Origin of the sequence: Curtobacterium sp. GC_Cur_3 (assembly GCF_026544205.1) — a bacterium.
Classification (GTDB): domain Bacteria; phylum Actinomycetota; class Actinomycetes; order Actinomycetales; family Microbacteriaceae; genus Curtobacterium.
On the sequence record NZ_JALNUI010000013.1, the window covers coordinates 60,130 to 71,771 of the forward strand.

General features: G+C 72.4%; 12 protein-coding genes. 10 read left to right on the forward strand and 2 right to left on the reverse strand.

Annotated features, from left to right (window positions below; all coding sequences use genetic code 11):
• Positions 1 to 10 precede the first annotated feature (10 nt).
• The 10 genes from OXR63_RS08735 (at position 11) to csrA (ending at position 8,767) form a co-directional block, all read left to right on the forward strand.
• The gene (locus OXR63_RS08735) at positions 11 to 889 is read left to right on the forward strand and encodes a flagellar motor switch protein FliM (protein ID WP_267422010.1); all 879 of its coding nucleotides are present in this window, start codon (positions 11 to 13) and stop codon (positions 887 to 889) included.
• Complete coding sequence (gene fliN / locus OXR63_RS08740; RefSeq protein WP_267422012.1) at positions 886 to 1,599, forward strand: flagellar motor switch protein FliN; 714 nt, start codon at positions 886 to 888, stop codon at positions 1,597 to 1,599. The genes OXR63_RS08735 and fliN overlap by 4 nt, the downstream gene beginning before the upstream one ends.
• Positions 1,600 to 1,604: 5 nt before the next feature.
• Positions 1,605 to 2,201, forward strand: a complete 597-nt coding sequence (locus OXR63_RS08745) for a FliO/MopB family protein (protein ID WP_267422013.1) — start codon at positions 1,605 to 1,607, stop codon at positions 2,199 to 2,201.
• Positions 2,198 to 3,019: a flagellar type III secretion system pore protein FliP gene (gene fliP / locus OXR63_RS08750; protein ID WP_374116098.1), complete on the forward strand. Its 822-nt coding sequence runs from the start codon at positions 2,198 to 2,200 to the stop codon at positions 3,017 to 3,019. The genes OXR63_RS08745 and fliP overlap by 4 nt, the downstream gene beginning before the upstream one ends.
• Positions 3,019 to 3,294 (forward strand): flagellar biosynthesis protein FliQ, encoded by a 276-nt coding sequence (fliQ, locus tag OXR63_RS08755; RefSeq protein ID WP_071275559.1) that lies wholly within the window; start codon positions 3,019 to 3,021, stop codon positions 3,292 to 3,294. The genes fliP and fliQ overlap by 1 nt, the downstream gene beginning before the upstream one ends.
• Complete coding sequence (locus OXR63_RS08760) at positions 3,294 to 4,070, forward strand: flagellar biosynthetic protein FliR (protein WP_267422014.1); 777 nt, start codon at positions 3,294 to 3,296, stop codon at positions 4,068 to 4,070. The genes fliQ and OXR63_RS08760 overlap by 1 nt, the downstream gene beginning before the upstream one ends.
• Before the next feature lie 3 nt (positions 4,071 to 4,073).
• Complete coding sequence (locus OXR63_RS08765; protein ID WP_267422017.1) at positions 4,074 to 5,285, forward strand: EscU/YscU/HrcU family type III secretion system export apparatus switch protein; 1,212 nt, start codon at positions 4,074 to 4,076, stop codon at positions 5,283 to 5,285.
• On the forward strand, positions 5,282 to 7,336 hold the full coding sequence (locus OXR63_RS08770; protein ID WP_267422020.1) for a flagellar biosynthesis protein FlhA: 2,055 nt from the start codon (positions 5,282 to 5,284) through the stop codon (positions 7,334 to 7,336). The genes OXR63_RS08765 and OXR63_RS08770 overlap by 4 nt, the downstream gene beginning before the upstream one ends.
• Complete coding sequence (locus tag OXR63_RS08775) at positions 7,311 to 8,300, forward strand: hypothetical protein (protein WP_267422022.1); 990 nt, start codon at positions 7,311 to 7,313, stop codon at positions 8,298 to 8,300. Before OXR63_RS08770 ends, OXR63_RS08775 begins: the two co-directional genes overlap by 26 nt.
• Before the next feature lie 206 nt (positions 8,301 to 8,506).
• Positions 8,507 to 8,767 (forward strand): carbon storage regulator CsrA, encoded by a 261-nt coding sequence (gene csrA / locus OXR63_RS08780; RefSeq protein WP_267422025.1) that lies wholly within the window; start codon positions 8,507 to 8,509, stop codon positions 8,765 to 8,767.
• A gap of 9 nt (positions 8,768 to 8,776) precedes the next feature.
• Here the strand turns inward: csrA and OXR63_RS08785 are convergent, their stop codons facing one another.
• Both OXR63_RS08785 and OXR63_RS08790 read right to left on the reverse strand, forming a co-directional pair.
• A complete protein-coding gene (locus tag OXR63_RS08785) occupies positions 8,777 to 10,888 on the reverse strand; it encodes an acyl-CoA dehydrogenase family protein (RefSeq protein ID WP_267422028.1) in 2,112 nt (703 codons plus the stop codon).
• Positions 10,889 to 11,257: 369 nt separating this feature from the next.
• Complete coding sequence (locus OXR63_RS08790) at positions 11,258 to 11,578, reverse strand: hypothetical protein (RefSeq protein ID WP_267422031.1); 321 nt, start codon at positions 11,576 to 11,578, stop codon at positions 11,258 to 11,260.
• Between the last annotated feature and the right edge of the window lie 64 nt (positions 11,579 to 11,642).

Sequence of the window (11,642 nt, forward strand, 5' to 3'; positions counted from 1 at the left end):
AGACGCCTCCGTGACCGAGACCCTGCCCGCGCCCGAGGTGTACGACTTCGCGCGCCCCTCGACGCTCGCCCGCGAGCACGCCCGGGTCCTCGAGCTCGCCTTCGAGACGTTCGCCCGACAGTGGGGCACGCAGCTGACCGCGAAGGTCCGCGTCGTGAGCCAGGTCACGTGCGAGCAGGTCCAGATGATGACGTACGACGAGTACGCCGCGTCCCTGCCCGCACTGACCGGCATGGCGCTGCTGCCGATCGTGGACACCGCGCCGAAGGGCGTGCTGCAGGTCCCGCTCGACGCCGCCCTGACCTGGGTGTCGCACGCGCTCGGTGCCTCGCGCCCGCTGCCCGCCCCCGACCGCACCTTCACGCCGATCGAGCAGGCCCTGGTCCGCAAGCTCGTCGAGGACGCCCTCGACGACCTCCGCTACTCGTTCGGCGGCCTGCTCGCGCAGGACGTCGGCGTGAGCGGCTTCCAGTACAACAGCCAGTTCGCCCAGGCCGCGCAGAAGGGCGACCTGATGATCGTCGCCTCGTTCGACATCCGCGTGGGGGAGCGCGTCGCCCCCGGCACGCTGGCCCTGCCCGCCGAGGCCGTCCTGCCGCAGCTCGGCGAGGCCGCGGCGACGGTGTCGTCCGCCGACGCCCGCGCACTCCTCGACGTGCAGCTCGCCGGCGTCCCCGTCGGCGTCGCCCTGCACTTCGCGCCCGCCACCGTGCTGCCGTCGCAGGTGCTGCGGCTCGCCGTCGGCGACGTCCTGCCGCTGCCGCACCCGCAGCACCGTCCCCTCACCATCGCGGTCGACGGCGAGCCCGTCGGCACCGCCGCCGTCGGCTCGAACGGCTCGCGCCTCGCCGGCATCGTCGTCACCACCACATCGGAGCAGCCCGCATGACCGCCACCACCACCCTCCACACCGGCGCCGCCGAGGCACTCGTCGGTCAGCTCCCGACGACGGTCCCGCTGCACGCATCGGTCCTGCCGGGAGGCGCGACCCCCGCCGGCATGCAGGCCGCGGTCGACGGCGTGGTCGCGTCGTACGTCGGCGAGCTCTCCGCGGACCTCGCGCTGGTCCTCACCGACCTCGACGGCATCACGGCCGCCGGCGGCACGGACCACGGCCTGGTCGACGTCACCGACGTGCTCCGCCCGTCGCTCGAGGCCGCGTCGTCGGTCCTCGGCGTCGGCGTCCTCGGCGAGGCCCGCCGTGAGTCGGCCGCCTCGCTCTTCGCCGACCCCGACACCGTCGTGTTCGAGCTCACCGCGGGCGGCGTGCCCGGCGGCTGGTTCGCCGTGCGCATCCGCGAGAACGGCGTCGTCGGTGCCACGACCCAGGCGCCCGCCCTCGGCATCCCCGCGGGGAACCTCGGCCGGATCAACAACGTCGAGATGACGCTGACCGTCGAGATCGGCCGGACCCGGATGTCCGTCCGCGACGTCCTCGGCATGGAGCCCGGCGCGGTCGTAGAGCTCGACCGCTCCGCCGGTGCGCCCGCCGACGTGCTGCTGAACGGCCGACTCATCGCGCACGGCGAGGTCGTCGTCGTCGACCAGGACTACGCCGTCCGCATCACCAAGATCCTCGACGTCGCCGAGACGGTCTGACCCGCGTGGACACCCTCGTCATCACCCTCCGCGTCGCGCTCTCGCTCGGCGTCGTGCTCGCCCTGATGTGGGTGCTGCACCGCCGCATGGCGAAGGGGCAGTTCGGCCGGGCGAAGGCCAGGGGTCGTCGCTCCGCCGCGATCGAGGTCGTCGGCCGCACCGGCATCGGCGGCAAGGCCAGCGTGGTCGTCGTCGACGTGGAGGGCGAGCGCCTCGTCCTCGGCGTCACCGAGCACGGCGTGAGCCTGCTCACGAGCGGCGAGGCCCCCGCGCCCGAGCTCACCATCGTCACCGGACCGGTCCAGCTGCCCGTCCGTGCGGCCGCGGCTCCCACCCCGAGCACGACCGCGGCTCCGACCACGACCTCGGTCCCGACGCCGTCGGCGGAGGCGTTCCGTCAGGAACTCGCGCTGCAGGACCAGGCCGCCACGAGCCTCCCGTCCGCCCCGGCGGCGGAGCCGCTCCCGATGCGTCCGCGCAACCGCGACCGTCGCCCCCAGCGCACCGTCGTCCCCACGTCCGCGCAGCTGCAGGGCTCGCTCCTGTCCGCCGACACCTGGCGGCAGGCCGCCGCCGCGCTGCGCTCCCGGCGGGCCGGGTGACCGCCGCGCGCGGTGCCAGGCTCGTCCTGCTCGCGATCCTCGGCGTGGCGGTGGTGGCCGGGTTCCTGATGCTCACCGCGACCGGCGCCCACGCGGCCGGCGTCGTCCAGCCGACCACCCCCGCCACCCCCTCCGCCCCGACCGGCGGCGGCTTCTCGGTCAACGTGAACGGCCCGGACGGGGCACCCTCGTCCGCCGTCGTCACGCTGATCGGCATCACGCTGCTCAGCGTCGCCCCGGCGCTGATGCTGATGATGACGTCGTTCACGAAGATCTTCGTCGTCCTCGCCATGACCAGGAACGCGCTCGGCCTGCAGTCGATCCCGCCGAACCAGGTCATCGCCGGCCTGGCCCTGTTCCTCTCGCTGTTCGTCATGGCCCCGGTGATCGGGCACATCAACGACGACGCGCTGCAGCCCTACCTCGCCGGACATCTCGACTTCCAGCAGGCCGTCGACATCGGCACCAAGCCGCTGCGCACCTTCATGCTGCACCAGACGCGCGAGGAGGACGTGGCGCTCATCACCCGCGCCGCCGGCCTCCACAACCCGAAGACGCTCGCCGACGTGCCGATGACCACCGTCATCCCCGCGTTCATCATCTCCGAGCTCCGCAGCGCGTTCATCATCGGGTTCGTCATCTTCATCCCGTTCCTCGTGATCGACCTCGTCGTGTCCGCGGCCCTGATGTCGATGGGCATGATGATGCTCCCGCCGGTGATGATCTCGCTGCCGTTCAAGGTGCTGCTGTTCGTGCTCGTCGACGGATGGGGGCTCATCATCAAGTCGCTCATCGAGAGCTACCAGGTGGTGCACTGATGGACCAGCAGGCGGTCATCGACCTCGTCCTCCAGGCACTCGTCGTCGCCGGCAAGCTCGCGGCGCCCGTGCTGATCACGTCGCTCGTCGTGGGCTTCGCGATCTCGCTCTTCCAGTCCGTCACCCAGATCCAGGAGGTGACGCTGTCGTTCGTGCCGAAGGCCCTCGCGGTCGCCGTCGCGCTGGTCGTCTGTGGCAACTGGATGATCTCCGAGATGATCGGGTTCACGCACTTCGCATTCGACCAGATCCCGAAGCTGCTCGGGGCCGCCTGATGGAGCTCGCGATCGACTTCGACGGGCTCGAGGGCACGATGCTCGCCGGCGTCCGGCTCATCGCGTTCTTCATGATCGCGCCGCCGTTCTCGTACAAGGCGTTCCCCGCGACGGCCAAGCTCATCCTGGCGCTCGGGCTCGCCGTCGGGGTCGCTCCGCGCGTCACCGCCGGGTACACCTCGCTCGACACCGGTGCCTTCCTCGTCGCGCTCGTCACGCAGCTCGGCGTCGGACTCGTCCTCGGGTTCCTCGTCTACCTGGTCTTCTCCGCCGTGCAGTCCGCCGGCGCGCTCATCGACCTGTTCGGCGGCTTCACGCTCGCGCAGGCGTACGACCCGCAGTCGCAGGTGAACGGCGCGCAGTTCACGCGCCTGTTCCAGATGGCGGCGCTCGCGCTGCTCTTCGCGAGCGGTGGGTACCAGCTCATCGTCGCCGGCATCGTCCGCTCGTTCGAGGCGGTGCCGCTGGTCGACGGCACGGGGCACGTCGGCACGATGGCGTTCGGCGGCGTCGCCGGGCTCCTCGTCGCGGCGCTGTCGCAGATGTTCCTCGCGACGCTGCAGATCGCCGGCCCGCTCGTCGTCGTGCTGTTCCTCGCCGACGTCGGCCTCGGGCTGCTCACCCGCGTCGCCCCCGCGCTCAACGCCTTCCAGATGGGCTTCCCGATCAAGATCGGCCTGACCGTCATCTTCGCCGGGGCGCTCTTCATGGCGCTCCCCTCCGTCGTGTCCAGCCTGACGGGTGACGCCGTGCAGGCGATCACCGGGAGGGGGTGACCCGTGTCCGACAGCGGTGAGAAGTCCGAGAAGGCCACCTCCAAGCGGATGAAGGAGGTCCACAGGAAGGGCCAGCTCGGCCGGTCCCAGGACCTCGGCGCGTGGATCGGCATCGCCGTCGCGGCGCTGATGATCCCCGCCACGATCGGCCGTGCCGCCGGTGCCGGGCAGGAACAGCTCGACGCCGTGAAGACGGTCATCGCCGACCCGTCGATCGGCACCATGCGCGGGGTCTTCGAGGACGCGATGGGATCGCTGGCGGCGACGCTCGGCCCGCTGCTCCTCGTCGTGCTCGTCGCCGTCGCCGCGACCGCCGTCGCGCAGGGCGGCGTGCACTTCCGCTCCATCGCCCCGACGCCGGAGCACTTCGACCCCGTGCAGGGCCTCAAGCGGGTCTTCGGCACCCAGGCGCTCTGGAACGGCGTGAAGGCCCTCGTGAAGACGGCCGTCGTCGGCCTCGTGCTCTGGTTCGCCGTGCAGGGACTCGTCCCCGTGCTCATGACGAGCGGATCGCTGCCCCTGTCGGCCGTGCTCAGCGCCGCCGGCGAGGGCGCCGGGACGCTCCTCCGCGCCGCGATCGTCGCGGGCCTGGTGCTCGCCGCGCTCGACGTGTTCGTGGTCATCCGCCGCAACCGCAAGCGCACGATGATGACGAAGCGCGAGGTCAAGGACGAGAACAAGTCCGCCGAGGGCGACCCGCACGTCAAGGGCCAGCGGCGCTCCCGCCAGCTCGCGATGAGCCGCAACCGGATGATCCAGGCCGTCGGTGACGCGGACGTCGTGATGACGAACCCCACGCACTACGCCGTCGCGCTGAAGTACGAGCCGGGCAAGTCCGCGCCGCGGGTCGTGGCGAAGGGGGCCGGGCCGGTCGCCGACGTCATCCGTGCCCGCGCCGAGGAGTCGCGCGTGCCGATCGTCCGCGACGTGCCCCTCACCCGCGCCCTGCACGCCGCGTGCGAGCTCGGCCACGAGGTCCCCGTCGACCTCTACACGCCCGTCGCCCGGGTGCTGTCCTTCGTGATGGCGCTCAAGGCCAGGGGAGCGGCGGCCGGCACGCACGCACCGCCCCGGCCCACCACGCCCGACGAGGTCGCCACCGTGCTCGACCCCGCGACGCTCACCGGGGACCTCAGACCCCGCAAGCTCCGCACGCCCCGACCCACCACGAACCCGACGCCCGCCGCGTCCACCACCCAGGGAGTCCCCGCATGAAGCTCAAGGACCTGCCGAAGCTCGCCGTCCCGGTGCTCATCGTCGGCATCATCCTGCTGCTGATCCTGCCGGTGCCGTCGTTCCTGCTGGACTTCCTGATCATCTGCAACATCCTGCTGGCGCTGGTGATCCTGCTCACGACGCTGTTCGTGAAGAAGCCGCTGGACTTCTCGGTGTTCCCGTCGCTGCTCCTCGTCGCGACGCTGTTCCGGCTCGGGCTCAACGTCGCGTCGACCCGGCTCGTGCTCGGCGAGGGCTTCGCCGGCGACGTCATCCAGGCGTTCGGTCACGTCGCCGTCTCCGGGTCGATCATCATCGGCGCGGTGATCTTCCTCATCCTCATCGTCATCCAGTTCGTCGTCGTGACGAAGGGCGCCGAGCGCGTCGCCGAGGTCGGGGCGCGCTTCACCCTCGACGCGATGCCGGGCAAGCAGATGGCGATCGACGCGGACCTGAACGCCGGGCTCATCACCGACGCCGAGGCCAAGGAGCGCCGCGCGGCGGTGTCCGCCGAGGCCGACTTCTACGGCGCGATGGACGGTGCGTCGAAGTTCGTCAAGGGCGACGCCATCGCCGGCATCCTCATCATCGTCATCAACCTCATCGGCGGCATCGCGATCGGCATGCTGCAGAACGGGCTCTCGGTCACGGACGCGCTGTCGAAGTACGGCATCCTGACGATCGGCGACGGCCTGGTCACCCAGATCCCCGCGCTCCTGATGGCCGTCTCGACGGGCATGATCGTCACCCGCTCCGGTGCCGAGAGCGAGATGGGCGCCTCCGCGACGAAGCAGCTCGGCCAGTCCAGGAACGCGCTCATGATCGCCGGCGTGGCCGCCATCGCGATGGGCTTCATCCCCGGGATGCCGATCGTGCCGTTCCTGCTCGTCGGCGCGACGCTGCTGTTCACGAGCTGGCGCATCGGGCAGAACACCGCGAAGGCCGAGGCCACCGCGGCCGAGCAGCAGGCCCTCGCCGCCGCGGCACCGTCGGGTGACACGACCGAGGACCTCGTCGAGCAGATGCGCGTGCACGCTCTCGAGATCCAGCTCGCCCCGGACCTGGTCGACATGGTCTCCGGCGCCTCGGACGACCTGCTCGGCCGCGTCCGGGCCCTCCGCCGGAAGATCGCGATGGACATGGGCATCGTCGTGCCGCCCGTCCGCACGCGGGACAGCATCGAGCTGCCGCCGTCGACGTACGCCATCCGGATCGCCGGCGTCGAGGCCGGTCGCGGCACCGCCCCCGCGCGGAGCGTCCTGGCCCTCGGCGACCAGCTCGACGGCCTGCCGGGCGACGCCACCGTCGAGCCCGTGTTCGGCCTGGCCGGCAAGTGGGTCCCCGCCGAGCTCCGGCACGCGGCGGAGATGACCGGTGCGACCGTGATCGACCGCGTGTCCGTGCTCGTCACCCACCTGCAGGCGGTCATCGGCGACAACGCCGCCCGCCTGCTCACCCGCGAGGACGTCAAGGTCCTGGCCGAGGGCGTCAAGCAGGTCAACCCCGCCGCCGTCGAGGAGCTCGTCCCCGGCATGCTCTCGATGGCCGAGCTCCAGCGGGTGCTGCAGGGGCTGCTCGTCGAGCGCGTCCCGATCAACGACCTCGGCCGGATCTGCGAGGCGCTGACGCTCCGTGCGAAGGTGTCCACCGATCCCGAGGGGCTCGTCGAGGCCGCCCGCGCCGCACTCGGTCCCGCGCTGCCGGCACGACACCTCGACCAGGGCGTCCTCCGCGTGATCATGATCGACCCGCTCCTCGAGCAGTCGATGCTCGAGGGGCTCCGGCCGTCCGAGCAGGGCACGCAGATCGTCCTGGACGCCCACCGCATCGAGCAGGTCCTCGGCTCCGTGCGGGACGCCGTCATGAGCGTCGAGGAGCAGGGCCTGTCCGCCGTGCTCGTCTGCGCCCCGCAGCTCCGCCCGGCCGTGCACCGCATGGTGTCCGCCCAGTCCGACGGCCTCCCCGTGCTCTCCTACCAGGAGGCAACGGCGGCGGGCTCCACCATCGAGACCGTGGGAGTGGTCCGTGCCGCCGACCCGATTGCAGCGTAGCGGCGCGACGCTCGACGACGTCCGCGACGCCGTCCGAGCCGAGTTCGGCGCCGGAGCCAGGATCATCGCCGCCGAGCGCGTCACCAGCGGCGGTGTCGGTGGCCTTTTCCGCCGTGCCCACGTCGAGGCCACCGTCGAGGTGCTCGAGCCCGACGAGGTGCCGACCGCCCGGGTCGCCATCGCCGACGGTCCCGCCACCCGGATCGGCATCGCCGCGCTCCTCGCCGACGCCGACGAAGCCGAGGCCCGGATCGCCAGCGGCGACGGCACGCGCGAGGCACGCGCCGACGCCTTCGCGTCCGTGCTCGACGGGTTCGCAGCCGACGGGATCGCCCCGGCCGCGCCGACCGGCCCGGTCCCCGTCCTCGCGATCGGCCCGGCGACCGGCCCCGCGCCCGTCGCAGCTCCCGAGGCCCTCCCGTTCGCCCCCGACCCCGTCTCGGGGTCGCGCCCGCCCCTGGATGCCACGCCGGTCCTCCTGGCCGGACGGACTGGAGGCGCGGCTCCCGTCCACGACCTCACCACCCGTCGCGGACGGCGTGCGCTGGCCGCGGGGCGGCCTCCGGTGCCGCCGGTCCTGTCGGGTGACGGTGACCTGGTGCTCCTGGTCGGGCGCGGCGCCGACGTGGATGCCGCCCGTGCCGCGTTCGCCGCGCGGCACGACCTGCGGGAGACCGACGCCCTCGACCGCCGTGGCGGGATCCTCGCACGGGCCGACGGGGTCCGCGCGGGCCACGCCCTGCTCGGTGCCGTCGCGTGGGACGACCACGCCGCGCTCGAGGGCCTGGCGCCGGACCAGGTGTGGGTCGTCGTCGACGCGGGGCGGAAACACGAGGACTCGCTCGTCATGGTGCACGCCGTCGCCGCGGTGGTGCCCGTCGCCGGGGTGCTCGCCGTGGGGACCCGGGAGACGACCACGCCCGACAGTGTGCACGAGCTCGGGCTGCCGGTCCGGCCGCGCTGACGCTCGTCGTCGGCTGGTCGCAGTTCGGCGGCCCCGGTGCCCTCGCTCGGTGACCGGGGGTTCCGTTCGCGCCGTGACGGATCCGGCTCACGATCGTCGGGGTTCGCCGACCGGATCCGTCACGTCCCGCATGGGAAACCGGCGTCCCGTCGGCCGAGCGCCGCGCTTTGGACGAGCCACACCGGCATCGTGGTTAGGCTGGTCCGGTGCTGGTACTCACGCGGAAGGTCGGCGAGCGGATCCTCATCGGGGACGACATCGTCATCACGGTGCTCGACTCCCGAGGCGACGGCGTCCGCATCGGCATCGATGCCCCCCGCGGCGTCAAGATCCAGCGCGAGGAAGTGGTCCGCGCGGTGACCGAGGCCAACGTCGAGGCCACCCGTTCGGCGTCCGACGACGCCGAAGCACGGCTGCGTGCGGCGCTCGGCGGGTCGCCCGCCCCCACGGACGACCCGAGCGCCTAGCGCCGGACCCTACGGGCGGGGCTTCTTCTCCTGCTCCGGCAGCCGTCCCGCGGCACGCTCCGCGGCGAACCACGCGGCGGCCTCCTCCTGGCGCGCGCGCTCCTCGCCGAGGGCGATCGGGGCGCGGACGTGTCCGGGCTCGTAGCCGAACGTGTCGAGCAGCTGCGGCACGAGCGGGCGGAGCCGGGCGACCAGGCGGTCGATGGACGCCGAGACGGCACGGGCACGCTGCGCGGAGAGCCGCCCGTGCACGAGGTACCACTCGAGGTGCTGCTCGAGCAGCCCGAGGGCGAACAGGTCACGGAGCCAGACGAGCACGCGGCGGGTGTCGCCCTCGGGGACCTCGTCGATCGCGGCCGTGAAGGCATCCCACTGCATGAGCTCGGCGTGGGCCCTGGCGGCCTCGATGAGCTCGTGCTGCGAGCGGTTCAGCAGCAGGGCGGCGCGGGCGCGGTCCTTGCCGGCAGTGTTCAGCCGCATGCCGATCTCGGCGACCATCGTGTCCACGCGACCGGCGAGCAGCGTCCGCTGCGTGCCGGCGTCGCGGAGGTCCGTGACGCTCGCGGCGAGGGACCCGCGGTCGGCGACCGTCTGGCCCAGGCGGCGGATGCCCGACGCGTCCGCGAGCTTGGCGCCGACCTGCGCGGCGACGAACTTCGCGGTCGAGGCCGCGTCCTTCGGGGCCTTCTTCCGGAAGTCGGTGAGCAGGCGCTTGCCGACGAGCTGCAGCAGCACGGTGTTGTCGCCCTCGAACGTCACGTAGACGTCGAGGTCGGCGCGCAGGCTGGTGAGCCGGTTCTCGGCGAGGAAGCCCGCACCGCCGCAGGCCTCGCGGCACTCCTGCAGGGTGTCGAGCGCTGACCACGTCGAGAGGGACTTGAACGCCGCCGCCTGGGTCTCGAGGTCCTCGCGGCGCTCCGGGGTGTCCAGGCGGCCGCTGAAGACGTCGTCGAACGTGCGGAGGAGCTGCTCGTGGGCGAAGGACTGGGCGAACACGGTGGCGAGGCGGGGGATGAGCCGGCGCTGGTGCCGGCCGTAGTCGAGCAGCACGCCCTCGGTGCCGCCGCCGGTCGGGAACTGCCGACGCTCCATGCCGTAGGTCAGGGCGATCTGCAGCCCGATCTTCTGCGCCACCACGGCCGCGCCGTCGAGCGACACGCGCCCCTGCACCAGCGTGCCGAGCATCGTGAAGAACCGGCGACCGGGGGAGTCGATCGGGGAGCTGTAGGTGCCGTCCTCGGCGACGTCGCCGTAGCGGTTCAGCAGGTTCGTGCGGGGGATCCGGACGTGGTCGAAGTGCAGCCGCCCGTTGTCGATGCCGTTGAGGCCGCCCTTGACGCCGTCGTCCTCCCCGCCGACGCCCGGCAGGAACTCCCCGTCGTCGTCGCGGAGCGGGACGTAGAACGCGTGCACGCCGTGGTCGACGCCCTGCGTGACGAGCTTCGCGAACACGACGGCTGCCTTGCCGTGCAGGGCGGCGTTGCCGATGTAGTCCTTCCAGGCGCCGCGGAACGGCGTGTGCACGACGAACTCCCGCGTCTCCGGGTCGTACGTCGCCGACGTGGCGATGCTCTGCACGTCCGAGCCGTGACCCGTCTCGGTCATCGCGAAGCAGCCGGGCACGTCGAAGCGGATGATGCCCGGCAGGAACTCGTCGTGGTTCCTCGCCGTGCCGAGGTGGTGCACCGCCGAGCCGAACAGGCCCCACTGCACGCCGGCCTTGATCTGCAGCGACGGGTCCGCCGTCGTCAGTTCCTCGAAGGCGGCGAGGTTGCCGCCGTGGTTGTCCTGGCCGCCGAGCTCGAGCGGGTAGGGGCGCTGGATCGCCCCGGCGTCGACCAGGATCTGCAGCTGCTCGAACGCCCGCTGCCGGTGCTCGATCGTGCCGAGCCCCTCGGTCTTGTGCAGCGCGGGGTCGAGCACCAGCCGACGGGAGATCCTGCGGTCCTCGGCCCAGCGTCCGAGCAGGTGCTCCGCGAGCAGGTCGACGTCGATGCGGACGTCACGGTCGGTGCCGGCCGTCGGTGTCCCGCCTGCCGGGTCGCCGGTCGCGTCGGCCTTCGGGCTCGTGGCGCGCTGCGCACGGTCGGTCTGCTTCGTGTCGGGTGCGATGTCGACCATCGGGGGTGCCTCCTGAACTGCACTGTCCGGTGTCGCCCGCGCGGTGGCGCGCAGGACGACGTTCCTGCACGCCACGCTATGCACCCTGGCCGTGAGCCGCACGAGAGCGGTACCGGCACGACAACCCCCGCTGCTGCCGGTGCGCGGCGGCTCGTGGGAACCCTCCAACGACCACGCCCGTGCGGCGTCTGCTGCGCGGCATCCTCGAGTGCTTCCGGTAGCCTGGACACGAACCTCATCGGCCCCGCGGAACCAGGAGACCACCATGCTCGAACTCGTCGGCGCAGTCATCATCGGCATCGGCGTCATCGGTGGCGTCGGGACCTGCATGGCCATGGCGGCCATGCTCAAGAGCGGTGGGGACGAGTACTAGGCCTCAGCCTGCTCGGGTTCCACCGGGACCAGTTGACGACTCAGGACGGTCGCGCGCTCGAAGGGGCCGCGGCCGTCCTTCGTGTACACGTGCTCGTCGAAGGCGACGGTCCACGACAGCGGCTCCCCGACGCCGGGGTAGCCGACCAGCTGGTTGCCGCCGGGTGCGACGATGACCCCGACGACGTCGCTCGACCCGATCGAGTCCACCCACTGCTCCCCGCCGGACGCCGCGTCGACCACCCGCACCAGGGCGCCGATGCCGAGCGCCCCGTGCTGCTGTTCGGCCGCGGGGCGTTTCTTCCGGTTCCACATCACCCGTCGACCGTACCGCGCGCCCCCGTGCGCCCCGTGCGCCCCCTGCCCCGCTGAGATCGCACTT